Origin of the sequence: Pseudomonas sp. HY7a-MNA-CIBAN-0227 (genome assembly GCF_040310325.1) — a bacterium.
Lineage (GTDB): Bacteria > Pseudomonadota > Gammaproteobacteria > Pseudomonadales > Pseudomonadaceae > Aquipseudomonas.
Map to the genome: position 1 here is coordinate 401,250 of NZ_JBEOPT010000003.1, position 26,031 is coordinate 427,280.

Consider the following 26,031-nt stretch of genomic DNA (forward strand, 5'->3'; position numbering starts at 1 on the left):
GATCACAAATTGCAACACCGGGGCGGTGAAACCATGACCTCTTGATTACACAATTGAGCAGACCGAGGAACAATTCAAGCCCTTGGCAAAGATAAATTCCACATTACAAATTAAGTCTGACAACAACCAAAAGCACTGTTAGGGTGGGGAGTTGCTTACATCTTCTTACGTTCCCATTTCCTTACAGTTGCCCCTCACTCAAGGGGTTCAATGCACAAAAAATCCCCGCCTCCTCCACCAACCAGTCATGCATCTCACGTACGCCTGGATGGCTCAGCGCGCCCGGCGCATACAGCAGCATGTAACGTTTGTGATTAGGCACGGCGATGCCGAACGGTACGATCAAGGTGCCGCGCTCCAGTTCATCATTGAGCAAGGTTCGCCGGGCAATTGCCACGCCCATGCCCGCGATGGCGGCTTCGATGGTCAGGTGGTTGCGGTTGAAGGTATGCCCGCGCCGGGCATCAGCCGCGTCATGGCCAATAGCATTCAGGTAAAACTCCCACTCCGCATATTCATAACTCCCACGCCAGGCAGTGATGTCGTGCAGCAGCGGGAAATGCACCAGGTCTGCCGGGCCGTGCAGCGGCGGCCGACCCCGCAACAGGCTCGGCGCGCACACCGGAAAAATCTGCTCATCCAGCAGGGGTGTGGATAACAAACCGGGATAGCTGCCGTCATTGAGATCGATGGCCAGGTCGAAGTCGCCCTCGTGCAGGGCAATGCTGCTGTCTTCGGCCACCATGCGCAGTTGAATATCCGGGAAGCGCTGCTGCAAACGCGGCAGCCTTGGGGTCAGCCACTTGCCAAGAAACGACGGAATCGAGCGCAGGCGCAAGGTGCCGCTGATCATCCCGGCGTCCAGGCGCTGCAGTTCGGCATCGATGTTGCCGTAAGCCTCGCCCACGGTAATCGCCAGTCGCCGCCCTTCGGTCGTTAATTCAACACCGCGTGCCCGTCGATGAAACAGGCGAAAGCCCAAACGCTCCTCCAACTGGCGAATCTGCTGGCTGACCGCACCCGGCGTGATGTGCAGCTCTTCGGCACAGCGGGTGAACGACAAATGCCGGGCTGCGCAGGAAAACACATGCAGCCAAACGTAAGTCTGGGCATGCAGGGGACGGCTCATAGGGTTTAGTCCTGCTAAAGGGTGTCTTAGGATAAGTCGTTGGTCAGTGCCGGGCTAGAGGGACAGTATCGCGCCAATTCCGCTCGTCCTACAAAACATGGCAGCGATTACTACTCCATTTATTGTAAGGCTTTAGCATGGCTATCAGCGTTTTCGACCTGTTCAAGGTGGGTATCGGCCCGTCCAGCTCTCATACTGTCGGTCCGATGCGGGCAGCGGCGTCCTTCGCCCAGGCTCTGGTTGACCAACAATTGCTGAATGAAACCCGACGGGTGGAGATCCGCTTGTATGGCTCGCTCTCTGCCACTGGCATTGGCCACGCCACCGACCGCGCGTGCGTGATGGGACTGATGGGCGAATGGCCCGACAGCATCGACCCCACCTCGATTAGTCCACGCATCCGGCAGTTGCGCGAGTCTGGTCAATTGCAGCTCGCCGGCAAAACGTCGATTGCCTTCAACTGGCAACACGACCTCCTGCTGCTGGATGAAAGCCTGCCCTACCACCCCAACGCCATGTCCCTGCACGCCTATGGGGAAAACGGCTTGTTGAGCGAGCAGACGTACTACTCGATAGGCGGCGGTTTCATTATCGAAGCGCAGGAAGCTGAATCAGGTATTGCGCCCACCAGCGAGGTGGAGTTGCCCTACGATTTCTCCAGCGCCGTCGAACTGCTGGCCTTGTGCAAAAAGCACGGCCTGCGGGTTTCCGAACTGATGATGGCCAACGAACGGGCCTGGCGCAGTGATGCCGATATTCGCAGCGGCCTATTGCATATCTGGTCGGTGATGCGCGAGTGCGTCGAGCAGGGATTGCGTCACGAAGGCATCTTGCCTGGCGGCCTGGACGTGCCACGGCGCGCGGCGAAACTGCACCGCAGCCTGCTGGAAATCGGCAAACCCAATGTCATCACTTCGACGTTATCGGCGATGGAGTGGGTCAACCTGTTCGCCCTCGCCGTCAACGAAGAAAACGCCGCCGGCGGGCGCATGGTCACCGCGCCCACCAATGGCGCGGCCGGAATCATTCCGGCGGTGCTGCATTACTACATGAAATTCAACGCCGAAGCCTCTGACGACGACGTGGTCAATTTCTTCCTGGCAGCGGCGGCCGTCGGCATTCTCTGCAAGAAAAACGCCTCGATTTCCGGCGCCGAAGTCGGCTGCCAGGGCGAAGTCGGCTCGGCCTGTGCGATGGCCGCCGCCGGCCTGGCAGACATACTCGGCGCATCCCCCGAACAACTGGAAAACGCCGCCGAAATCGGCCTGGAACACAACCTCGGCCTGACCTGCGACCCGGTTGGCGGCCTTGTCCAGGTGCCATGCATCGAGCGCAACGCCATCGCTGCCGTCAAAGCCATCAACGCCACCCAAATGGCCCTGCGCGGCGACGGCAAACACTTCATTTCCCTGGACCGGGTGATCCGCACCATGCGCGACACCGGCGCCGACATGCACGACAAATACAAAGAAACTTCACGGGGCGGCTTGGCCGTGAGCTGGGTGGAGTGCTGAGGAGCATTCCCTGACCGCCCCACGTGAGCCCGTGTAAAAACAATAACGAGGCAATAACGATGACCGATGTACGTACACCTGCTGTCGAAAATCCCGCTGTAGACCTGACACCGACCACCGTTACAACAGGCTGGAACAAACACGACACTACCTGGATGCTCGGCCTGTACGGCACCGCCATCGGTGCTGGCACCTTGTTCCTGCCCATCAACGCCGGAGTCGGCGGCTTCTGGCCGTTGATGGTGCTGGCATTGCTGGCTTTTCCGATGACCTTCTTCGCCCACCGTGGGCTGACGCGCTTTGTGTTGTCGGGTAAATCCGGCGACATCACCGACGTGGTGGAAGAACACTTCGGCATCGGCGCCGGCAAGCTGATCACCCTGCTGTACTTCTTCGCGATCTTCCCGATCCTGCTGGTGTACAGCGTGGCGCTGACCAACACCCTCAGCAGTTTCATGGAACACCAACTGCACATGACGCCGCCGCCCCGGGCGATCCTGTCGCTGGTGTTGATCCTTGGCCTGATGGCCATCGTGCGTTGCGGCCAGGGTGTGATCGTCAAGGCCATGAGCGTGTTGGTCTACCCATTCGTCGCCGCCTTGCTGTTACTGGGCCTGAGCCTGATCCCCAACTGGAACGGCGCATTTTTCGCCTCCGCCAGCGAAGGCATGCCATTGCCGCTGTTCTTCAAGACCCTGTGGCTGGCGATCCCGGTGATGGTGTTTTCCTTCAACCACTCGCCGATCATCTCCGCCTTTGCTGTCGACCAGAAGCGCGTTTACGGCCCTCAAGCCGAGCGTAAAAGCAGCGGCATCCTGGCCATCGCCCACTGCATGATGGTGCTGACGGTGATGTTCTTCTGCTTCAGTTGCGTACTGGCGCTGTCACCGGCCGACCTGGCAGCGGCGAAAGCCCAGAACATTTCGATCCTGTCCTACCTGGCGAACCACTTCCAGACCCCGCTCATTGCCTACGCCGCGCCGTTGATCGCACTGGTGGCGATCACCAAATCCTTCCTGGGCCACTACATCGGCGCCAGCGAAGGCTTCCAGGGCCTGATCGTCAAATCCCTGCGCAGCCGTAATAAAACCCTGTCTGCCCGTTGGCTGGAACGCTGCACCGCGCTGTTCATGATCCTGACCTGCTGGGCTGTGGCGACCTTCAACCCGAGCATCCTGGGCATGATCGAAACCCTGGGCGGGCCGATCATCGCCTGCCTGCTGTTCCTGATGCCGATGTACGCGATCCGTCGAGTGCCATCTTTGCGCCAGTATTCGGGCCAGGTATCTAACGTGTTCGTGGTGGTGATCGGGCTGATTGCGCTGTCTGCGATCGTTTTCTCGTTTACGCCCTGAAACGGATCACCTCTGAAAAGGCGGGCCTCAGGGCTCTCCTTTTTTATGCCGCAATGTCGAGGCGGCGCCTTATACGGCACGCACCTTGCTGTACAGCACTGAGGAAAACGGACGTTGTGAAAACCTCAGCGAGTGAATGGCCGGTGGTCAGGTAGCACGAACTAATCCCGACACCGGCCCTCAATGACTGCATGTTCTTATCAGGCGGTAACGCATAATGGACAATCCTTTTCAGGTCATCACTGACACGTTCGCGCCCAAATACCGGGTCAACCTGAGCATCCAGCGCCTGGACGGCAGCATTATGCTGACCCTCTCCGACGATGACGGCGTGGTCGCCAAACGCATGATCAGCGCCGCACAACGCAACGACCCGCAACGACTCAAGCGGCTGGTGCAAAGTGTGCAGTTCGGTATTGCCATCGAACAGGGGCATAGCGCCATGGAGATTCTGGCGGTGATGACGGATGGGGATAATCACAAGGTGTTGCAACGACCGCCCAACCGCCAGCCGCCGCTGGCTGCCGGGATTTAACTCACTGCTCCGACTTATCCTTTACAGACGGGTATCGGGACGATGCAAAACGCACCACCAGGATGGCAAAAGCCAACAGCAGAATACCGCCGCACAGGTAGATGATCCCCAGGTCCGGGGCGTTATGGTGCGAAACATCGCCGATCAACAGCCGCGTCAATGCGGTAATGGCCACGTAAAGCAGAAACCTGATGGGCATATGGTTGGTCTTGAAATAGATACCGACCATCGCCCCCAATTCCAGATAGATAAACAGCAGCAAAATGTCATCAACCTTGATGCTGCCCTTGGACAGCATCTCGATAAAGGTCAGAACCGCTGCATAGGCAGTGATCGCGCCAATACCGAAAAGCGCCAGATAGTGAAACGCCTCTACCGCCAGATTGCCCAGCGAATCCGCGTTCGCATGTAAACCTTTGCGCAGTTTTTCAGCCCATTTCAACTCTGTCATTGCTCACCACCACCGTACAAAAATTAACCAACCGCAAGCCGATGCCCACGCCACGCTTCCTGCAAATCGCCCCGACCGGATAATGACGGGGGGATATGACGATTTCTCTGCATGCAGAAAAAAGGCCAGAGACCGCAAAATGAGAGAGTGGCGGGATGATATGAGGCATTTATATTGCTGTCACGGTGCATCGATGCGGCAATCAGGCAGCTGACAAATGTCATTTCCCGACTACATTAAAAAGCTGCTATCCAAACCCCGTGGATTGGCTTATCCTTTTCGCTGTATATAAATACAGTAGTCGCAATAGACAACTATCGTGAAGGCATGTGAGGTGGTGAATGGCCGTCGAAGTGGTATACCGCAGCAGCCGAGATCTGGAGCGTTTGTATATCGTTTTGCGGACTAGCGGACTGCCTAGATAGGCCATTGGTCGGGGTAGCTGCATCTAAAACTGTCGTAGTATCAGCAGCTTAAGTATCCAGATGGAGAAATATTGTCCTTCGAAACCAATTATCCTGCCTAGTTTTCGCTTTTGCCACCCTGCCTAGTTAGCTCGTAGGGCTTTAGCGCAACAGTTCGCAAGATTCATCGGCCAGCATTTGATTTGAACAAATGCTTTCTCATACACGCTGGACAGACAGACGACGAGGCCAAAATGGCAGTTGAGACTCTTTATCGCAGTACCCGAGACCTGGAGACTACTTTTGTGGATCGCAAACTCGCTGATGCGCATGATCAAATGCTTGAGCTGGCGGAGCTGCTGACGGACACACTGATGAAGCATGTACCGGGGCTATCTGAGAAACACGCAGAGGATGTGAGCATCTACATGGCTAAAAATCGCTCAGTGTTTGCAGCAGCTTTCAAAAACAATGTGGGCGCTTTGAGCGAGCTTTCTGAAGCCACTGGTACTGAAGGATGAAATAGGTCAGAGCCTTCGAACGTGATTGACCGTTTAGTAAGCGTTTGGAGCTTATGCAAACTAAGCTCCAGCGTAATGGGAATGTTTGGAATATTTTTAAAATTACAACCCCCTCGGGAGTGTTTGGTCGCTTATCGCTTCAGCCAATAACGGTCGACTGTGGCGCGACTGACACCCAGTCTACGAACGATCTCCATTTTTGCTAATCCTTCGGTTTGCAAAGTCTGGATGGCCAAACGATTATCTTCTGCCCGCTTTCCACGTACCCCGCGGCTCGCACCATGATTGATAACACTACTCAGCAGGCCAGCTCCGACAAGTCGGTTTAAATCACGTTCTTGCTGATGCCGATAGGCTTCAAGGTCGATACCAACCATGCGCGCCTCCACAGCCATAAGCACAAGGCTGAGGGAGATGCCTAGGCATTCGCATAAAGAATAGAGTTTGAGAACAGAAATGGCCAGGCGTCCTTGTTCGACCTTGGCAAGATGATCTCGATTTAGGACTTGTGCACAGCCCTCTCGACTGAGCCCAGCAGCAACCCGGACTTCCCTTATGACCTGCCCCAAAGCCTCCAAATAATCCATCTCTCTTCCGTGTACTCACAAAAGAGAGAATAAAGCCATGCTTTGACGCATCACATCGTGGGGGTATAAAATGCATATATAGCGCGTAAGCTTGGAATCCTCATCCTTCCAGGAACGTTCTACAAATCCTCAAACACTCACAACGCAGTCGAGATGAGTCCTGCGATACCGAATATTTTTCCACTGTGAGTGTACGAGCGGCACGGACTGAATCGGGAATGGGTTGGCAATTGATATACATACTTGACCCTGCAGAACGTAAAGTTTTCACTAGGACACACTGTGAACTAGAGGGGGTGGGATTTCTTATCACCATTACCTCAGCCCAGACAGAGATGAGTGATCGCGCTGCGATGGTCAGCTGTGCGTATGAACTTCAGTACTATATGAATGCTGCTCCTGACGTTGTCATCAGTCACGTGCAGATGCTGTGCCCACCAGCCCTGACCCGTTCCGGCAGATGGAGTTTGGAGGACCTGGACCAAATTATTTGCTTCCAAGGCATAGCAACTCAAGAAAGTGCTGTTGTATATCGCACCTCTCGCGGTGTTTACAAAATGGGAGAGCTGGACCTTCGCAAAAAAAAGACATCACAGGTGTGGTTCTCGAAAAAGCGCTTGGAAAATCACCGCCCTAGGATATCAGTGCCGGCTCCCAAATCAGCCAGTCACCAGATGTACGCTCCCCTCTACCTGAGGCGCAAGTCGACGATCAGACCCAAGTTCGCTTAAGTCTCGTGGCTCCTTACCGAGGAGCTTTCTGATGTCAGATTTCAAACGTGCCGCCGAAGCTCTGTCGGATGCCCGCGAAATTGTCGTATGTTGGCGCCGATTGAAAACTGACCCAATGGGTCAGTTTTCGGTCAGCGGCAACAGATTAGGTTGGATTTTACTTTCCTGGACGCGCCTATTGTCTAGTCGCGGACTCGACAGTGGTTGTTATGGCGGCCTCCTCCCGCCAGTCAAAGTTTGTTGTTAGAAGAGGATTTTCTCCTACTTTGGTTAACGCTTTATGTGGTATCCACGATAGCAAAAGGGTCAAAATAAGGCCCAAGGATGGGCTGATGTTAGACACTTTTTTGTTTGAAAAAGGATTGGTTATCTGGTTCGCACCGCACGCCACTGGTCTTCCTCTAGATGATTCGCAGATGCAGTGACATCGGGTATGCGGAAGAAGGCCCCCGATAGGTAGAGCACCTAATTATAAAGCTCAGCAGCTTAGCGTATGTTTAGGATGTCAATGTTTTATTATTAACAGAAGCCATTTATCATTCTGGAAATATCGATATTCAGAATATTCGAATTTCTTGACTTCGGATATGCCTAAGAGTGAATCTTCATTCGCTGTTATCCGTAAACAGGCTGAACAGGCGAAAAACTATAAGGATTTTGTCTTTGGGTAATTAGTCGGAATAGGCGGCAATTTAATATCAATGACTAATTTTCGAAAACGCTCTATTGACGAGTTTGATATTATAAGCAAGGCTTTTGAGAGGCTGGTAAACAACGTGCCCCGTAATCATAAAAATTTAGAAATGCAGCGCAAAGCCAAGGTAGAATTCACGTTGTCCGCCGTAGACGACGAGACTGGTAGGTCTCGATCCCTCATAGCTCGATCAAATACTAAATATTATTAAGTGAGGGATATAGTTTTAAAAAATGGAAAAAGAAAATTGCCTCAACGTGGTGAGGCTGCCAAAAAAATTGAAGAGATAAAACAAGAAAACATTGATCTTAAGAAGCGCTTTGAGTTAGCACTTGAGTCTCACGCCCAGATGCTGTTCGAGAGAACAAGAGCTGAGCGGGAGGCCGGGAAGTGGCTGAAGGCTTACAGGTCTTTACAAGACCAACAACAAGGCGGCAGTAAGATTTTCTCTGCAGTATTCGACAAGTAATTGCCCTATGGCGGCGCCATTTCGATGATGTCAATCTCAAAGTAGTAAATCTGCGGAGCGCCACTTGGGAGCATGAATTTGGCGACATATTAAAATTTAAGGCTTTCCTGACTGCTCTGCTAAAAACACCCTCCTGAACGAACACTTTTAATAGTCTGAATTTGAGCGCTTTATATTGCTACCAAAGATTTTGAACGGGGCATTATTTGAAGGCATCAAATATTATTCGCACGTTCATTATTTTTAATAATGTAAATCTAGCGTTTTTCTAGAACATATCCCACGCCTCTAAGTGTGTGAATTAACTTACTCTCAAAAGGGTCGTCCATCTTGGCTCTAAGTCTTCTTATGGAAACCTCAACGACATTAGTGTCGCAGTCAAAATTCATATCCCACACTTGGGATATGATTTGTGTGCGGCTCAGAACAATGCCCGTATTCCGCATTAGATAGTGCAGCAGAGCAAACTCCTTTGTTGTTAAGTCTATACGCTGACCATCTCTGAACGCTCTGTGGCGGCTTTGATCCAACTCAAGGTCAGCTACGCGAATGATTTCTACAGATGCAGCACTATCCGACCTACGCATCAATGCGCGAACTCGAGCAAGCAATTCGGGGAATTCGAAGGGTTTAATTAGGTAGTCATCAGCTCCATTCTCCAAACCTCTGACTTTATCGATTAGTCGGCTGCGGGCAGTGAGCATCATAATACGCGAAGAGCAATCTTTCCGTCGTAATAGTTCTAGAACTTGCCAGCCATCCATCTCTGGAAGATTGATATCTAGAATAATGAGTTCGTACATGTGCTGCTTGGCCAGAAATAGCCCGTCAGAGCCGGTATGTACGCAATCCACTACATATCCGCACTCAGTGAGGCCCTGGCGTACATATTCAGCAGTTTTTACTTCATCCTCAATTACCAGAATTCGCATTGGATTTTGTCTCGATATTACTCAGCAGTTTTAACCACGCAAGTGCGCAGTCATCATTGGGGGGAATGGTAAATCAAAACTAACTGTCCGTGGCTTAAATAACGGACTTGTAATTGTTAAGCAATACGCTTGATAACCTCGCAGTTTAATGTGTCGCCATCTGGGTTTGTCAATTGCGGACCCTCCCCCATTAGGTGAATTTACCTTATGAAATATTGGGTTGTTCTATTTGTCGTGGTCGCTCTGTTCCGTTCAGATGATGGGGTCGACTCTCACGTTGAGGACGTGGGCCACTGGTGCAGCCATGAACTCCATCGGGATGCCATGCACATCCTTGAACAGGTATTGGAATTTTAGTAAAAAAAAACGCCCCGAAGGGCGTAAAATATTCACCTTTTACCAAAGGAGCATTTAAGCAACTCAAGGTGAATTCGTTGAACTAGCGATTTGCTTTTCAGAAGTTTCGGCTGGAGGAGTAGCAGAGCAACGCAATAGCTTATAGTACCGAAAGTGGGTATTCAACGATCAGGCGCACTTCATCCAAATCCGATTCGAAAGCAGTTGCTCGTGTATTTGCTTGGCGCAATCTCAAAGAAAGGTCTTTGGCAGCTCCTGTTTGCACTACGTATTTAACCTCAATGTCACGCTCCCAACGTTTTTGATTGGTGAGCGGATTGCCATTGTCATCGGTACGCATGTAAAACTGATTGGCATTAGAGTAGTCCGCGCCAGAGCCTTTGGCATAGCGAGTCATGAACGAAAGGCCTGGAATACCGTAGTCGGTCATGTTTAGGTCGTAGCGCAGCATCCAAGAGCGTTCTTTTGGCGAGTTGAAATCGCTGTACTGAATTGAGTTGTCGACGAATATCGAGTCTGATTGACGTAAATAGTCGAAATCGTCATCGCCATTGTTACGCTGATGCGACAGTGCGAGGGTGTGTGCACCATACCTGACGCCGAGCTTGGCGCTCCAGATATTATTATCGAACTCACCCAAACGCTTCTTGCCTTCGTCAACAGCTTTATAGTAATTAAAGCCGCTGATCAGGGTCAAATCATTGCTAAGCGGGTAGGAGACGCTTGTCCCGGCGTAGTATTGATTCCATACATCTTTTAGCTGGCTGGCATAGAGACTTACAGTAACACTGTCGTTGACCTTGTAATCGCCGCCACCGTAACCGATCCAAGGCGAGTTGACTGGGCCGCCATAGAAGGTCACGAAGTTATCGTTCAGGTCGCTGGATACTGGTTGGCTCATCGCGTGTAGTCTGCCACCCTGCAGGGTGAGGCCTTGCATGCTGGTGTTTTCAACCGTTACACCGCGGAAGCTTTCTGGCAGTAGACGTGCGTCTCCTGATGCAACGACTGGTGTCGCTGGGAAGACATCACCCAATTTCACTACGGTATCGAACAGGCGGACTTTGGCAGCCCCCCCAACCTTCGTGTATTCATCACGGGCCTGGCCCTTTCCATCAACTGGCAACACATCGAAGGAGCTTCGGCCGCCGTTACGGCCATCGCCTGTATCGAGCTTGAGGCCGATCATAGCGAAGGCATCTAAACCAAAGCCGACGGTGCCTTGGGTGAAGCCCGAGTTGAATTTAGAAATTATCGCATGCGCCCAAGCTTCAGAATATCCGTTGGTGTTTCCCTTGCCGCTATTGAACGTTGGCGCAGAAGAGCTGCGATTATCACGATTGAAATAGAAGTTTCGGTTTAAAACAGTGAGGCTGCTACCGTCAATAAAACCTTCTGATGACTTATCTTCCGCGTTTGCTATAGCTGTATAGCTTATGGAAAAAGCAGAAGCTGCCAACACACACAACGGTACTTTAATTTTCATTTGATGCCCCTTTGATTACGGCAGCTTTTATTTTGATTTACCGACACGGCTATATTTTTTTTGTGGCCCGGCCGGGCACCTGCGTAGGACCTGACATGATAGTTGCAGATCAAAGATAACGGATTGGTGATAGAAAAATTACAATTTGGCAATCTAATTGTTATCTGTCGTATTTAAGGACGTTTTGTAGCTGCGGACTGATTTACTCAATAGCTTGTCCCGCGCGCAACTGGGCGGGAAATTTTAATGTCGAACGTACTTTCTAACGAAATTGTAATTTTACAGCCACCCCACTGATAGCGATCGCTGATTAGAGTGCCATCACCTGATCCAGTGGAGCTTGGCGGCTGTAAATACGTTCTCGCCAAGCTTTATCAAAGTTTGTGCACGAGGACCATAAAGTGCCCTGGTATAATCACAACGTTTTATCTAAAACCTCTGTCTTTGTCTTTCCCTTGAGAGCCATTGCATTCTGTACGCTCCTTTCAGGAGCGATCGTGCCAGCCGCATTTGCTCAGAGTATTAGCCTGGCCGAAGCGCTTTCCACTGCAATGGATGCTAACCCCGATCTTGCAGCTGCGCGTCAGGAAATCGGCATCTCGGAAGGAGTTCGCAAGCAAGCGGGACTCATCCCTAATCCTGAAATTTCGTATGACGTGGAAGACACCCGTCGTAATACAAGCACGACCACAGTCACCCTTAGTCAGCCTTTAGAGTTGGGTGGCAAACGAAGTGCTCGTATCGAAGTTGCCACCTACGGTCAAACCGTCGCGCAGCTAGAGCTGGACCGACGAGTCAATAGTCTTCGTGCGGATGTTGTCCAGTTTTTCTACGCCGCCTTAAGGGCTCAGACAGGCTTGAACCTGGCAAAACAATCTTTGGAGCTCACCGAACGCGGTCTGCGCATAGTCGATGGTCGGGTGCGCGCCGGTAAGTCCTCACCGGTGGAGGCTACGCGCGCCCAGGTGCAGTTGGCTGAAGCCAAGTTACAGGTAAGGCGCGCTGAAACAGCGAAGTCAACGGCTTACCAGCAATTGGCCCAGGTAATAGGCAGCTCGGCTACTGCATTTGATCGTCTGGACTCGCCAAACCTATCTCCCGGCATTCCGCCGCAGGCCGCAGAATTATTGGCGAAGCTTGATCAAACTGCAGAGATGCGACAGGCGCTTGCTCAAATAGACAAGAGCGATGCCTCACTCGGGTCGGAAAAGGCCCAACGTATCCCGAATCTCACTGTGAGTGTGGGTAGCCAATATGACCGGTCTGTTCGCGAGCGGGTCAACCTCGTGGGGCTGTCGATGCCTTTGCCGCTCTTTGATCGTAATCAGGGCAACATTCTTTCCGCTTCTCGCCGCGCAGATCAGGCCCGAGACCAACGAAACGCTGTAGAGCTAAGGCTACGCTCCGAAACCCAAACCGCAGTTAACCAGTGGGCTACCGCCATGCAAGAGGTCGAGTCTTACGACAAGACGATTCTGCCTTCAGCTCAACTGGCCGTGGATACCGCAACGCGTGGATTTGAGATGGGCAAATTCGGCTTCATCGAAGTGCTGGATGCGCAGCGCACCTTGATAGTCGCTCGTGGCCAGTACCTCGACTCGTTGGCGGCTGCAACCAATGCGCGTGCGCAGGTGGAAAGGGTTTATGGCGACGTCGGATCGAATGCCAGTTTTCGCTGAACGCCTAGACATTTTCCTCGGTACGCGTCTTTGAATAAGCCGCTACCTACGATCAGCAGGAGTAACAATGGACAACAAACGTAAGATCGCACTGGCGGTAGCCGCTGTGGCAGCCCTTGGATTTGGCAGCTTCGCCTGGAACTCTAGTTCTGAGCAGCCGCCAGCCAGTAATGCCGAACACGGCGCTGAGGACGGCCATGAGCATAAGAAGATTGCCGCAGCACCCGCTGAAGAGGGGGGGGATGATGGCCACGGTGAGGAGGGCCACAGCGACAGCGAAAAGGGAGAGGAGGAAGAAGGCAAGATGACGCTTAGCGCTGAGCAGATCAAGGCTGCCGGTGTCGTCCTCGAAGCTGCGGCTCCCCGTGAACTTAGCACTGTCGTGACTTTTCCTGGCGAGATACGGTTTGACGAGGACCATACAGCGCATGTCGTGCCTCGCGTACCTGGCGTTGTAGAAAGCGTTCAGGCCAACCTCGGAGAGTCGGTTAAGAAGGGGCAAGTCCTTGCGGTGATTGCGAGTCAACAGATCTCCGATCTACGCAGTGAGCAACAAGCCGCTCAACGACGTGTAGAACTGGCACGTTTGACCTTTGACCGCGAGAAACAGTTGTGGCAGGACAAAATCTCCGCCGAACAGGATTACCTCCAGGCTCGTCAAGGGTTGCAAGAGGCAGATATATCCTTGGCCAATGCTAAGCAAAAGGTCGGAGCTATCGGGGCATCGGTCAATTCTGCCGGCGGTAACCGCTACGAGCTTCGCGCGCCCTTCGACGCAGTTGTCGTGGAGAAGCACCTGACCGTCGGTGAGGTTGTCAGCGAGGCAACCAACGCTTTCATTCTTTCAGACCTCAATCAGGTGTGGGCAACCTTCGCAGTTCCTCCGGGCGATTTGGGGAAGGTTGTGACAGGCCGTGCGGTAAAGGTTTCTTCGCCTGACATGAAGGCTGAGGTGGACGGCAAGGTTGGTTATGTAGGCAGCCTCCTGGGTGAGCAGAACCGTGCAGCGACCGTTCGCGTCACGCTGACCAATCCTAATGGAGCCTGGCGACCAGGCCTTTTCGTAAGCATCGCGGTCACTTCACAGACTGATCGGGTGGCCGTAGCCGTTCCAGAATCCGCAGTGCAGACCGTTGAGGAAAAGCCTGCGGTATTCGTCAGGACCACTGAGGGATTTGACACTCGCACGGTAACGCTTGGTCGCCGTGCAGGTGGCTATGTGGAAATAACCGAAGGCCTCCAATCCGGCGCCCAAGTGGCAGCCAGTGGCAGCTTCACGCTCAAGTCCGAGCTCGGCAAGGCTAGTGCCGAGCACAGTCACTGATGCGAACTGACAGGATCATTCCACATGTTTGAACGTCTCATAAGATTCGCCATTGAGCAGCGCATCGTTGTAATGATAGCCGTGCTGATCATGGCCGGTATCGGTGTCTACAGCTATCAAAAGCTGCCTATTGATGCAGTACCAGATATTACCAACGTACAGGTTCAGGTCAACACTGCTGCTCCTGGTTACTCTCCGTTGGAAACCGAACAGCGAATTACCTTTCCAGTTGAAACGGCAATGGCTGGCTTGCCGGGCCTTCAGCAGACTCGTTCCCTTTCTCGCTCTGGACTATCTCAGGTCACCGTCATTTTTGAAGACGGCACCGACATCTTCTTCGCTAGGCAACAGGTCAACGAGCGACTGCAGGTAGCGAAGGAGCAGTTGCCGGATGGCGTAGACGCAGTGATGGGGCCTGTATCAACGGGTCTCGGCGAGATCTTCCTGTGGACTGTCGAGACTGAGAAAGGCGCTGTCAAAGAGGATGGTACGGCCTATACACCAACTGATTTGCGCGTGATCCAGGATTGGATAATCAAGCCACAATTGCGCAACGTCCGGGGTGTGGCCGAGATCAACACCATTGGTGGCTATGCCAAGCAGTACCTGATTGCTCCGGATCCGAAACGTCTGGCCACTTACAAGCTGACTCTTAATGATCTGGTCGCTGCGTTGGAAAGCAACAACGCCAACGTTGGCGCCGGTTACGTCGAGCGCAGCGGTGAGCAGTTGCTCATCCGCGCACCCGGCCAGGTAGGCAGTATCGAAGATATCGCCAATATTGTGATTACCAGTGTCGATGGCGTGCCGATTCGAGTCAGCAATGTCGCTGAAGTCAGCATCGGGAAAGAGCTGCGCTCTGGAGCTGCTACTGAGAACGGTCGAGAGGTTGTATTGGGTACGGTGTTCATGCTGATCGGCGAAAACAGCCGGACAGTATCTCAAGCTGTTGCAGCCAAACTGGCTGACATTAACCGTACCCTACCCAAGGGCGTTGTTGCCGTTACCGTCTACGACCGTACCAATTTGGTTGAAAAAGCCATATCGACAGTGAAGAGGAACCTGATTGAAGGGGCGATTCTTGTAATCGTTATCTTGTTCCTGTTCCTCGGTAACATCCGTGCGGCACTGATCACTGCCATGGTGATCCCGTTGTCCATGTTGTTCACGTTTACAGGCATGTTCAACAACAAGGTCAGTGCCAACTTGATGAGCCTTGGCGCACTCGACTTTGGCATCATTGTTGATGGGGCGGTAGTGATTGTCGAGAACGCAATCAGGCGGCTGGCTCATGCACAAAACAAGCATGGGCGGATGCTCACCAAAGCCGAGCGCTTTCACGAGGTTTTTGCAGCTGCACGGGAAGCTCGCCGCCCCTTGATCTTCGGTCAGCTGATTATCATGGTTGTGTATTTGCCGATCTTTGCACTCACCGGTGTCGAAGGAAAAATGTTCCACCCCATGGCATTTACCGTGGTGATGGCACTTGTCGGCGCGATGATTCTCTCCGTAACCTTTGTTCCTGCGGCAATTGCCATGTTCGTCACAGGCAAGGTCAAGGAAGAAGAGGGGATGGTGATGCGTATTGCACGGCAGCGTTACGCTCCCGTTCTGCAGTGGGTGCTTAAGCATAGAAGCATCGCATTTTCCGCCGCCCTAGCCTTGGTCGTTCTAAGTGGTGTGCTCGCGAGCCGAATGGGCAGTGAGTTCATTCCGAGTCTGAGTGAAGGGGATTTTGCGCTGCAGGCTTTACGAGTACCGGGGACTAGCTTGACTCAGTCCGTAGACATGCAGCAGCGCTTGGAAAAAGCCGTCATTGAGCAGGTGCCTGAGGTCGAGCGAATGTTTGCCCGTACCGGCACAGCGGAAATTGCTTCCGATCCAATGCCGCCGAATATCTCAGACGCTTACGTGATGCTGAAGCCGAAAGACCAGTGGCCAGATCCCAATCGATCGCGTGAAGAGCTAATTGCTGAAGTTCAGAAAGCTGCAGCAAGTGTGCCTGGCAGCAACTATGAGTTGTCCCAACCTATTCAACTGCGCTTCAACGAACTCATTTCGGGTGTCCGCAGTGACGTGGCCGTCAAGGTGTTCGGCGATGACATGGACGTTCTAAATCGAACAGCAGCGAAGATAGCCACTGCATTAAAGGGTGTCCAGGGGTCTTCGGAGGTGAAGGTAGAGCAGACTACAGGCCTGCCTGTACTTACCATCAATATTGATCGGGAGAAGGCAGCACGTTACAGCCTGAACATCGGCGCAGTGCAAGATGCGATTGCAATCGCAGTAGGTGGTCGTCAGGCCGGCACGCTTTATGAGGGCGATCGCCGCTTCGATATGGTGGTACGTCTATCTGAAACACTGCGTACAGATGTAGCGGGGTTGTCCGGCTTGCTGATTCCCGTGCCGCCGAATGCGGCACAAGGGGCGAATCAAATCGGCTTCATTCCGCTGTCCCAAGTGGCTAGCCTGGATCTGCAGCTAGGTCCGAACCAGATAAGCCGAGAGAACGGTAAGCGTGTTGTTGTGGTCAGCGCAAACGTTCGGGGGCGTGACCTGGGTTCGTTTGTTGAAGAAGCGAGCAGTGCTCTGGCAACCGGCGTGGAGATTCCCGCTGGCTACTGGACCACGTGGGGTGGTCAGTTCGAGCAACTGCAGTCAGCAGCCAAACGTCTGCAGGTAGTTGTTCCGGTAGCTTTGCTGTTGGTCATGACGTTGTTGTTCTTGATGTTCAACAACCTCAAGGATGGCATGCTGGTCTTCACCGGGATCCCATTCGCACTCACGGGTGGCGTAGTCGCGCTTTGGCTGCGGGATATCCCGCTGTCGATCTCGGCAGGGGTCGGATTCATTGCGCTTTCCGGTGTAGCTGTGTTGAACGGTTTGGTAATGATTTCCTTTATCCGCGGACTACGTGAGGAAGGGCGTACCCTACGTCACGCAGTTGATGAAGGCGCATTGACTCGATTACGGCCAGTGCTGATGACTGCCCTTGTTGCATCCCTGGGATTCATACCTATGGCACTGGCAACCGGTACCGGTGCAGAGGTTCAGCGGCCGCTGGCTACAGTGGTGATCGGCGGTATCTTGTCCTCCACCGCACTTACCTTGCTGGTGTTGCCTGCTCTGTATCAATGGGCACACCGCAAGGATGATGACGGCGATGAAGCAGAAAGCTGATAGCCGATAAACAAAAGCCCACAACAACAGTTGTGGGCTTTTTCGTTTTTATAGGGTCGATATTTCACCTTTCAAAATTGTAAGTTTTCCGTCATGCCGGTGATGCCTATGAATTGATAAGGTTGCTTCCAGTGACATTGATATCGAGAGAAACTTATGAAAAAGCTTATTGTTGCAGCTGCACTTGTTTTTTGCTCTATGACTTCGCAAGCCACTACTTTTTCCGAGAAGAAGCAGATGGAATACATCCAGGAGCACCAAAGTGCCGTGGCTGCCTACGCGAAAAAAAATAACAAGCCTATGCCAGAGATTGTCGACTATAAATACGGTATGAAGATTGATGTAGAGAAATTCGTACGTCAATCCCAGGACCCTCGTACTTGCCAGATTTATTCACGATTGATGAGCTACGAAGACCCCCAGGGTGAACTCAAGACGATTCGCTATTCTGTATTCTCGCAATGCCCGAATAACAAAAGCTGAATTTTTTGAATGGCTAGGCATTTAATAAGCGCCAGGCAATGCCTGGCGTTTTTTAAGGCGCCTGGAGTGGTACTAGGCAAACATTGTTGCACCGATGGTGCTACTCGCCCTCAAGCCTTAATACGTTATAGCCAATATACTTGGTTGGAACACCTGCATTCAGAACGATCGAGCTCATAACATCTGGTTGACCCTCCTGATGGCTCAGCAATAGTAACTTTCCCTAGGTTAACCTGATCGCAGCTTGCTCAGAGTGAGCTTTTGGTACTTAACCTGTTGAATATTTTGATATTAAGACGGCTAAAATTGGCGAGGCCGAATGATTGGGGCAGTGTATTTCTAAGACTTCGACCTGTGGAGTAAATTGGAAGCTTGTGGTATGTGGGAAAGCCTAGAAGCGTACAATTGTGATTCCCAGTCTCTCTGCACTAAATAATCTCTGCGACAGACAAACTTACTATGTGGTCACCCATTCAACTCGCAGCAGGGTAATGTGGGGTATCTATACTTGTGATATGGATTGTCCGTTTTTTTCAAAATTGTAATTTTCGAGTCATGTTGAAGTTATTCAGCTCTGAAATCACATGTAATTTTCACTTTTTTTTCACTTTGAACTCCTTAAGCTTCGCAGATGGAAAATAAAAACTTGCCTATTGTAGCGTTATTTATTCGTTATCTAGGGGTCGGATCTATTGCAACGGGAGTGCATTACTCTGTTTTCCTTGCACTGGTCGCGAGCGGGTTTGCTGATCCAGTGTTGGCCAGCGTTAGCGGAGGCGTCTTAGGCGCGTTTGTTAGCTATGTTGGTAATAAAAGGCTCTGCTTTATAGCGAAGGGAGATTGTAAGCTTCAACCCATTAGGTTTTTGCTGATTTCGTTGGCGACAAACCTCGGTAATGGAATGGGCATGTGGGTCTTAATTAAAATTGACCTGTCACCGTTTATATCCCAGATATTGGTGACGTTAATCCTAACTGCGCTCGGATTCATCGCACACCGTTTCTGGACATTCAATCATGCAGACATTACATCGGCTTTCCGAACGCCCTGATCCTTTGTTAACCATTGTGGTGCCCTGCTTTCAAGAAGAGCAAACCATTCCCGAATTTCACAAGCGCATCACCCGCGTCGTAAGGTGTTTGCCTGTCTCGTGCGAGATTCTTTATATCGACGACGGAAGCAATGACCGTACTGCAGACTTACTTCGCCACTATCAGGATGGATCTGATGTACGCTGCCTGTTCCTGAGCCGAAACTTCGGCAAAGAGGCTGCGTTAAGTGCAGGCATCGACCACGCGCGCGGTAGCGCATTGATCTTTATTGACGTGGACCTGCAGGACCCGCCTGAACTCATTACGAGCATGGTGCACCACTGGCAGATGGGTTACGACGTTGTGAACATGCAACGCGACTTGCGAACCGGCGATTCCTTGCTAAAGCGCATGAGTGCGCGCAGTTACTACTGGATCATGCAGCGACTGGTGGAGAAAGTTGATCTCCCGGCGGATGTCAGTGACTTCCGTCTGATTGGCCCTGCGCCATTGGCTGCATTGAGAGCGCTAGACGAACGCTCCAGAATTCTTAAGAGCCTGATCGGCTGGGTGGGTTTTCGTACCATAGAGCTACCCTACAATCGCACTTTTCGTCATGCGGGTAATACCAAATGGAACGCCGCTGGGCTGTTCAATCTAGCCATTGAAAGTGTTCTCAGTTTCTCTCGAAAGCCGCTGCGTATATTCAGCCTCATTAGCTTCGGCTTCTTCGTCTCCAGTATCTGTTTCCTGCTCGCAGCGCTCGTGGCAGGCTCCTTCGACATCCATCACTTGCTGCTCGGAATGACTTCATTTATGTGCTTGGGGGTTGCCATGGTGGGCGAGTACTTGGGTGTGACGCTCGCGGAAGTCAAACGCCGACCGCTTTATTTTTTGAAGAGCAATAACAAAGCAACCCCCGTGACTATTCACCCTCCGGTTTCCTCGATCGAGAGTAAGAAATGCTGAACTTGAAAAACGAGCGGATACTTCTGTGGATCCTAATCTCGATTCTGCTTTTACGTCTTCTGGGGCTGGGAGCATATCCCCTGATGGATACGTCCGAAGCACGCTATGCCGAAATGGCACGCAAGATGGTCGAACTGAATGACTGGATTACCCCAATGTTCGATTATGGAGTACCGTTTTGGGGTAAGCCGCCACTGTCTTTCTGGACTCAGGCAGCGAGCATGAAGTTATTCGGTATCAACGAATTCGCTGCCCGATTTCCAGCTTGGCTACTTCACCTAGCAAGCTGCTTTATCATCATTAAGCTCGCGACCCAGGAGATGTCGCGCAGGGCTGGCATTTGGGGAGCCATCATCTTCTCAAGCACAACACTGGGCCTGGTATCCAGTGGTGTTGTACTGACTGACCCTGTTCTGTCGTTCTCTATACTGCTTGCTAGCTATGGTTTTTGGCGTTGGATGAAGTGTGCAGGCAAAGCGGATGCCTATCTGATGTTCTTAGGTCTGGGCTTGGGCTTACTCGCTAAGGGACCACTGACACTGGTGTTGATGGGCATGCCGGCATTCGCCTGGATCGTCATCCACAAAGAATGGAATCGGATGATGATGCTTCCGTGGGTAACCGGGATTATTCTCATGCTCGGTATTTCTGTGCCTTGGTATGTCGCGGCCGAAATAAAGACGCCTGGGTTCATGGAATATTTTTTTGTTGGTGAACACTGGAGCCGATATGTAATTAGTGATTGGGCTGGGGACCTATATGGCAGTGCACATGCCAAGCCATATGGCACCATCTGGATCCAGCTCGGTCTGTCGCTGTTGCCTTGGGCATTTTTCCTGCCTCTAATGATTCGCAGAAGAGCATCGATGCGGCGTTTCGAGGCTTATATGTGGCTCTGGGCATTGGCCACGCCTCTCTTCTTCACGTTCTCTGGCAACATTCTCTGGACCTATCTGCTCCCGGCTCTACCCGCCTGGGCGCTGCTTCTTGCAGGGCGAATCAGTGAAGTCGGCCTTTATACCAGCCGGGCTGCTGCAGCGAGCGCTTTCCTGCTGCCAATTGTGGGCGCAGGTATCATTTACGCTGGAGTACTAGACGAACGCCCTCAAAACCAGCGAGATGTGGTTGACGCCTGGTTCAAAGCACAGTCGGCTCAATCGGGTGCCCTGATCTATCCTGGCCGTCGTTCGTATTCTTCTGAGTTTTATAGTAGGGGAATGTCCGAAAACATCAAAGATCCTGATGAGTGGCCTCGCAACAGCTTTTTCTATCTTTCCAGGCGTTTGCGCGACAGCAATGCTGATCTGCCTACAGGCCTAGGTTGCGTAAGAGTTACCGAAACGAACGCAAGCCTACTGCTTCTTTGTCGTTGGGAGAATACTGGGCCAAGATAGTGAAGATTTTGCAGCAGATGGCGTAGCGGGCTCTAATCGAAAATGATCATCCGATGAAGGACATACTCAAAGCGTGACGTTATTTCAGATTTATAAGAACAATAAGTCTTAGAGATGATCTCTGTATCTGAGTAGTTCCGTCTATCACCGCTGGAATAGCTAACACTAAATGTAAGAAAAAGCCAGATATTAATCTGGCTTTTCGTCGATACAAATCGTCATTTTACATCTAACCGCCTATTAGTTGTCGGCTTGCTCCTGACGCTCTTCCTGCTTTTCTTGAGCAACTTTCTGTTTACCTTGCTCCGAGGAGTCAGGGCCCCACAAGCGAGCCTGTTCGGCTCGGAAGTTTTCCTTGAACTGCTTAGTTCGCTCGAAACCATCTTCAGCAAACGCGAAACCTGTAAGCCCAATTAGCAGGCTGCCAATAGAGAAGTATTTTACGAATTTCATTGAAGCCTCGATATTCACTAGGTCTGCCTTGATAGCATCCTTTGTTGGTTACTAGTCTAGGATTACGAAGCTAACGGCAAGATGAGTTAATAATTACAATTTCGTAATTTTACGCTTGGCGAGAAGGTTTAAGTCTTCCAGGCGATAACAAAAGACGATGAAGAGCTGGGGCTTTTATTAATTTTCAATTTTGATATCCGGTGCATTAACACTGGAGGCTTTTCTTGCTTGCCAAGGAGCTAATCATGTTCGTTTTAGAGCCCTGAGTGGCAGAAGTCTTTGATTTTCGCCCATGCATCAAGACTCAATTTACAGCTAAGTGAGCTTTCATTTTACATTAGGGCGCGCGACGCGGTCGCGGGGGAGATCAATTGATTTTTTTCGATGAATTTACGATCTCCGCCGCATATTCCGGGGGAAGGTGCAAGAGAGAAGGTGCGGCCTCATGCCGTCGAGATCGACTTACAGTTCGAAGCATTTCAAATTCTGCAGAGTGTAGCGGGGTCTCTGATCGTTGAGCGCTATGCAAAAGCAACGGTTGCGAATTATTCGGTCTGAAGTTCAGAGACCCGCCGGTTTTCTACGCGCCATGTGAGGATTCTGGCGATAGAGTTTTTTCTCGCATAACGTCAGTGAGTCCTTGAGCACCCACGCGTCGGCTACGTCTCAGGCATTCGCGCCTGCACCTAGAGCGAAGGGGGCCCATCTATAACCGGGCCTTCTTCGTTACACGGAGCTAAGCTGGCTTCATTTCTTGTTGTTTCATTTGAACTTCGGGGAAGTTAAGGTGAAACCAAGTGAAATTCTGATCCGTAACTTCCACGCTTGCCGAACCCTGATGCAAAATCATGATTGACTGAACGATAGCTAAGCCAAGACCGGTGCCACCCTCGCTTCGTGCTCGACTTTTGTCCACCCGGTAAAATCGCTCGAACAAATGCGCGTGGTGTTCCTTGGCGATCCCACGTCCCGGATTGCCAACACTCAATGTAGCGCCGTCAGCACCACGTTGAACCTTCACGTAAACCGTCCGACCACGAGGGCAGTAGCGGATCGCGTTCGAGACCAGGTTCGAGACGGCTCGCTGAATCATTATCTGATTACCATGCACCACGTCTCCACTTCCTGCGATCTGGAGCTGTATCTCACCTTCTTCGGCCGAAATGCTGAACAGATCGCAGACCCGCTGAGTTTCGTCGATTAGAGATACGCTTTCGAACTCTACCATTGACGCTGGGTGGCTGACTTGGGCTAGGAATAGCATGTCGGAAACCATCCGGCTCATGCGATGTAGCTCTTCAGTGCACGACTCTAGGACCTCTCTATACTCAGGGAGGGATCGTTCCCGAGTTAACGCGACCTGAGCTTTACCCATCAGGTTAGACAGTGGTGCCCGCAGTTCGTGAGCAAGGTCGTCAGAGAACTGCGAAAGCTGCTGAACTCCGTCGTCTAAACGCATCAGCATGATGTTAATTCCATCGGCGAGATTCTTAAGTTCTGCCGGCATCCCCTTTGTTGGAAGGCGATGCTCAAGGCTCTCGGTGGAAATCCTTGAGGCGACCTTCAGGAACTTGGTGAGGGGGAGCAGTCCTCTGCGTACAGTCCACCACCCAATTGCCAAGATCAGCATGAGAATAAGAGGCGACACCATTAATGCCCAGGTGAGCAACGCATCAAGAAGGGCATGGTTAGATGACTGGTCCATGGTCATGAATACACTAACTTCGGTTCCATCGCCTAAGCGCATGACTCGTGAGGCGCTCATTAGCGGGCGGCCCGTCGAGTCGCGCCACTCTCGCTGCTCCGCCTGTTCGGTAGGCTGGAATTTGTGCACTTCCATGTTGACTTGCTTCGAGCCTATCGAGAGCAATGGAGTTAGAGTTTGTGTCGATTCGAAGATGCTGACGTAAAGATTGTTATGCCCCATGACCAAGTCAACAAGCTGGTGGGCGTCTGCATTTACACCAGAAATAGCAGTGATTGCGGAAAGGTTGTGAGCCATGCCTGCCATTTTCACTTCGAGGTCGGTTCGGGCGTTTCTCTCAAGAGCTTGGCTCACCATCAGATAACCGAAGGTGGCGAAAAGAAGCAGCAACGCCGCACTCATCAGTCCAACTTTGAATCCCACCTTCACAGCGAGGCTGAAAGGCCTCATGTACGCTCCTCCAACACGTATCCGACGCCTCGAAGTGTGTGTATGAGCTTGGTCTCAAATGGATCATCAATTTTTGAGCGCAATCTCCGGATGGCGACATCAATGACGTTAGTATCGCAGTCAAAATTTACGTCCCAGACCAACGAGATTATTTGCGAACGGGCAAGCGCTTCGCCTGTTCTGCTCATTAGTAGGTGCAGGAGAGCAAATTCCTTTGTGGTGAGATCAATGCGTGTCGCTCCTCGGCATACTCTATGGCGCAAGGAATCCAATTCCAAATCCGCAACTATAAGTGTGCTCTTCTCGACAAGCTCATCGCCACGCCTTTGCAGTGACCGGATGCGAGCAAGCAATTCGGGGAACTCAAAGGGCTTGACGAGATAATCATCTGCACCACCATCCAAGCCCCTAAGCTTGTCATTAATGCGTCCGCGGGCAGTCAGCATGATGATGCGAACCCGGCTAGTTTTTCTGATAGTTTCCAAGAGGTCCCAACCATCGATGCCCGGGAGGTTCACATCTAGGAGTACGAGCGAATAAACAATCGTATTGAACAAGTGAAGAGCATCAACACCATTGTGTACAATGTCTACGACGTACCCGCTTTCGGATAGACCCTGCTGAATATATTCCGCGGTTTTAATCTCGTCTTCCACAACTAGTACGCGCATAACTTATCTCAAGGTGTGAGTAAGGAGGGGGCCGAGCTCTCCCTGATCGTGATTTAAGGCCAGTTTAAAGTTTCTCTGCGTGCTTGGCATGTGGTGATTTCTACCTATATCAATACGCCGTGATCAACTCAGGATGCTCGAATATTAACGCGAAATAGTGGGTTTTGGCGAAAAATTACAAATTTTTAATTTGATCGCAAGGCCACTGAAAGTTGTGGCGATTTAAATTATTGGTGCAGCATAGCTTTGATGAATCAGGTAGTTGAGCACTGCCACGACTGGCGGATGCACCAGACTATTCTGCTCGAGAGCCGCTGGATATTTTTTTGGTCAGTTCCATTGTGATTTGGCATCAATCGATCCGAGTAAAAATTATATTCCTGGTTAACGTGCCAATATTTTAGTTTTGTAACCTTCAGCTGGTGGCATTGTTGCTAACGCAACGTGACAATAAAATAATTTTTAATTGACCTGTCTCTCGACGCTAAGTAATGAGCCAAAATTAATCTAAATTTTTGGTGCTGACGCCTTCAATATTAATCCTACGATTTAATTTTTCTAGGTTGACTAGTGTGGAGGAATTGGAGTGTCCTTATGGAAGTCCGTATTCTCCATTTGAATTGTGCAATGGTGAATGTCGAACGCATGACTTACCGCATTGATTACATCTGCTAGCGCAGCATCTCGATCTACTGAGTCGCGAACTACAACGTGCGACGTCAGTACGTTGCGACCGCTACTTACAGCCCAAACATGTAGATCATGAACGTCTGTGACACCATCGACACGTAGAATCGTCGACTCGATCTCCTTAATGTTGAGGCCGCCAGGAACCCCTTCCATAAGGATTCCCAAACTCTCGCGCATTAGCTGCCAAGTGCGCGGCAGCACCCATACTCCGATCGCTACGGCGACGACCGTATCGATCCAACTCCAACCCGTAAACCGGATTATAAGTGCGGCAATTATCACGCCCAATGACCCAAGCATGTCGCTCCAAACTTCGAGATAGGCTCCCTTGACATTCAGACTTTCATTACTCGCTGAGGAGAGCAAGCGCATCGATATCAGATTTACAACAAGGCCCCCAATAGCGATCCACATCATCGCGCCGGTTGCGATCTCAGAAGGTATTAGGAAGCGTTGATAAGCTTCGTACAAAATGTAAATAGCCACCATGAAGAGCAATAGGGCGTTGAATGTAGATGCTAAAATTTCCAGGCGAGCATAGCCAAAAGTTCGTTTCTGATCTGCTGGCCGCTTGGCTATTTGAAGCGCAATCAACGAAATCATCAGGGCGGCAGTATCTGTAAGCATATGCGACGCGTCGGACAGCAATGCTAAGCTGCCAGTAATCCATGCTCCGATCACTTCAGCAATCATGAAGCTGCCTGTCAAGGCCAGTGCCATGACTAGCTTTTTCTGGTGACCTTCACTTAGCGCTGCAGCGCCATGAGAGTGATTAGATGCCACATACTTCTCCTTCCGTAACGTAGAGGACGCACACTTGCCCTGCTATGGAGCTAC

Annotated in this window: 22 protein-coding genes; 13 read left to right on the forward strand and 9 right to left on the reverse strand. The window is 51.4% G+C overall.

All coding sequences use genetic code 11. The features are described from left to right. Window positions 1-181 precede the first annotated feature (181 nt). A complete protein-coding gene (locus AAEZ06_RS07965) occupies window positions 182-1,129 on the reverse strand; it encodes a LysR substrate-binding domain-containing protein (protein WP_149411694.1) in 948 nt (315 codons plus the stop codon). 137 nt (window positions 1,130-1,266) lie between these two features. On the opposite strand from AAEZ06_RS07965, the gene AAEZ06_RS07970 reads away from it, so the two are divergent. The 3 genes from AAEZ06_RS07970 (at window position 1,267) to AAEZ06_RS07980 (ending at window position 4,533) form a co-directional block, all read left to right on the forward strand. Then, window positions 1,267-2,643, forward strand: coding sequence for an L-serine ammonia-lyase (locus AAEZ06_RS07970; RefSeq protein ID WP_149411695.1), 1,377 nt, complete (start codon window positions 1,267-1,269; stop codon window positions 2,641-2,643). A gap of 59 nt (window positions 2,644-2,702) precedes the next feature. Then, entirely contained in the window at window positions 2,703-3,998 is a 1,296-nt protein-coding gene (locus AAEZ06_RS07975) for a serine/threonine transporter (protein WP_149411696.1), read from the forward strand. A gap of 217 nt (window positions 3,999-4,215) precedes the next feature. Continuing rightward, window positions 4,216-4,533 (forward strand): DUF3509 domain-containing protein, encoded by a 318-nt coding sequence (locus AAEZ06_RS07980; protein WP_149411697.1) that lies wholly within the window; start codon window positions 4,216-4,218, stop codon window positions 4,531-4,533. A gap of 1 nt (window position 4,534) precedes the next feature. On the opposite strand, the gene AAEZ06_RS07985 is transcribed toward AAEZ06_RS07980, so the two are convergent. Then, window positions 4,535-4,984, reverse strand: coding sequence for a phosphate-starvation-inducible protein PsiE (locus AAEZ06_RS07985; protein WP_133102011.1), 450 nt, complete (start codon window positions 4,982-4,984; stop codon window positions 4,535-4,537). 658 nt (window positions 4,985-5,642) lie between these two features. Between AAEZ06_RS07985 and AAEZ06_RS07990 the strand changes: the two genes are divergently transcribed. Beyond that, window positions 5,643-5,909, forward strand: coding sequence for a YebG family protein (locus AAEZ06_RS07990; protein WP_026136726.1), 267 nt, complete (start codon window positions 5,643-5,645; stop codon window positions 5,907-5,909). Between the two features lie 131 nt (window positions 5,910-6,040). Here AAEZ06_RS07990 and AAEZ06_RS07995 read toward each other — a convergent pair whose 3' ends face one another. Further along, window positions 6,041-6,496: a helix-turn-helix domain-containing protein gene (locus tag AAEZ06_RS07995; protein WP_017736196.1), complete on the reverse strand. Its 456-nt coding sequence runs from the start codon at window positions 6,494-6,496 to the stop codon at window positions 6,041-6,043. Between the two features lie 335 nt (window positions 6,497-6,831). Between AAEZ06_RS07995 and AAEZ06_RS08000 the strand changes: the two genes are divergently transcribed. Both AAEZ06_RS08000 and AAEZ06_RS08005 read left to right on the forward strand, forming a co-directional pair. Then, a complete protein-coding gene (locus AAEZ06_RS08000) occupies window positions 6,832-7,227 on the forward strand; it encodes a hypothetical protein (RefSeq protein WP_233099368.1) in 396 nt (131 codons plus the stop codon). 941 nt (window positions 7,228-8,168) lie between these two features. Continuing rightward, a complete protein-coding gene (locus AAEZ06_RS08005) occupies window positions 8,169-8,390 on the forward strand; it encodes a hypothetical protein (RefSeq protein ID WP_153326457.1) in 222 nt (73 codons plus the stop codon). A 257-nt stretch (window positions 8,391-8,647) separates the two neighbouring features. On the opposite strand, the gene AAEZ06_RS08010 is transcribed toward AAEZ06_RS08005, so the two are convergent. Both AAEZ06_RS08010 and AAEZ06_RS08015 read right to left on the reverse strand, forming a co-directional pair. Beyond that, entirely contained in the window at window positions 8,648-9,322 is a 675-nt protein-coding gene (locus AAEZ06_RS08010) for a heavy metal response regulator transcription factor (RefSeq protein ID WP_017736199.1), read from the reverse strand. A 496-nt stretch (window positions 9,323-9,818) separates the two neighbouring features. Further along, window positions 9,819-11,165, reverse strand: coding sequence for an OprD family porin (locus AAEZ06_RS08015; RefSeq protein WP_026136728.1), 1,347 nt, complete (start codon window positions 11,163-11,165; stop codon window positions 9,819-9,821). Between the two features lie 401 nt (window positions 11,166-11,566). Here AAEZ06_RS08015 and AAEZ06_RS08020 point away from each other — a divergent pair, with 401 nt between their 5' ends. From AAEZ06_RS08020 to AAEZ06_RS08050, 7 genes are all read left to right on the forward strand, one after another. After that, window positions 11,567-12,844, forward strand: coding sequence for a TolC family protein (locus AAEZ06_RS08020; protein ID WP_090409082.1), 1,278 nt, complete (start codon window positions 11,567-11,569; stop codon window positions 12,842-12,844). Window positions 12,845-12,911: 67 nt separating this feature from the next. Beyond that, a complete protein-coding gene (locus tag AAEZ06_RS08025; protein ID WP_090409085.1) occupies window positions 12,912-14,168 on the forward strand; it encodes an efflux RND transporter periplasmic adaptor subunit in 1,257 nt (418 codons plus the stop codon). A gap of 24 nt (window positions 14,169-14,192) precedes the next feature. Beyond that, window positions 14,193-17,348, forward strand: coding sequence for a CusA/CzcA family heavy metal efflux RND transporter (locus tag AAEZ06_RS08030; RefSeq protein ID WP_153326455.1), 3,156 nt, complete (start codon window positions 14,193-14,195; stop codon window positions 17,346-17,348). A 156-nt stretch (window positions 17,349-17,504) separates the two neighbouring features. After that, window positions 17,505-17,831 (forward strand): DUF2790 domain-containing protein, encoded by a 327-nt coding sequence (locus AAEZ06_RS08035; protein ID WP_017736204.1) that lies wholly within the window; start codon window positions 17,505-17,507, stop codon window positions 17,829-17,831. Window positions 17,832-18,462: 631 nt separating this feature from the next. Next, a complete protein-coding gene (locus AAEZ06_RS08040; RefSeq protein WP_090409089.1) occupies window positions 18,463-18,882 on the forward strand; it encodes a GtrA family protein in 420 nt (139 codons plus the stop codon). Then, window positions 18,848-19,831, forward strand: a complete 984-nt coding sequence (locus tag AAEZ06_RS08045; protein WP_090409093.1) for a glycosyltransferase family 2 protein — start codon at window positions 18,848-18,850, stop codon at window positions 19,829-19,831. Before AAEZ06_RS08040 ends, AAEZ06_RS08045 begins: the two co-directional genes overlap by 35 nt. Next, window positions 19,825-21,225 carry an ArnT family glycosyltransferase gene (locus AAEZ06_RS08050; protein WP_153326453.1) on the forward strand — a complete coding sequence of 467 codons (1,401 nt, stop codon included), beginning with the start codon at window positions 19,825-19,827 and terminating at the stop codon, window positions 21,223-21,225. Before AAEZ06_RS08045 ends, AAEZ06_RS08050 begins: the two co-directional genes overlap by 7 nt. Before the next feature lie 240 nt (window positions 21,226-21,465). Here AAEZ06_RS08050 and AAEZ06_RS08055 read toward each other — a convergent pair whose 3' ends face one another. The 4 genes from AAEZ06_RS08055 to AAEZ06_RS08070 all read right to left on the reverse strand — a co-directional run bounded on the left by AAEZ06_RS08055 (window position 21,466) and on the right by AAEZ06_RS08070 (window position 25,977). Next, window positions 21,466-21,678: a hypothetical protein gene (locus AAEZ06_RS08055; protein ID WP_322234660.1), complete on the reverse strand. Its 213-nt coding sequence runs from the start codon at window positions 21,676-21,678 to the stop codon at window positions 21,466-21,468. Window positions 21,679-22,414: 736 nt separating this feature from the next. Further along, window positions 22,415-23,833: a heavy metal sensor histidine kinase gene (locus AAEZ06_RS08060; RefSeq protein WP_090409099.1), complete on the reverse strand. Its 1,419-nt coding sequence runs from the start codon at window positions 23,831-23,833 to the stop codon at window positions 22,415-22,417. Next, a complete protein-coding gene (locus AAEZ06_RS08065) occupies window positions 23,830-24,504 on the reverse strand; it encodes a heavy metal response regulator transcription factor (RefSeq protein ID WP_017736210.1) in 675 nt (224 codons plus the stop codon). Before AAEZ06_RS08065 ends, AAEZ06_RS08060 begins: the two co-directional genes overlap by 4 nt. A gap of 567 nt (window positions 24,505-25,071) precedes the next feature. Continuing rightward, on the reverse strand, window positions 25,072-25,977 hold the full coding sequence (locus AAEZ06_RS08070) for a cation diffusion facilitator family transporter (protein ID WP_026136732.1): 906 nt from the start codon (window positions 25,975-25,977) through the stop codon (window positions 25,072-25,074). Window positions 25,978-26,031: the final 54 nt, after the last annotated feature.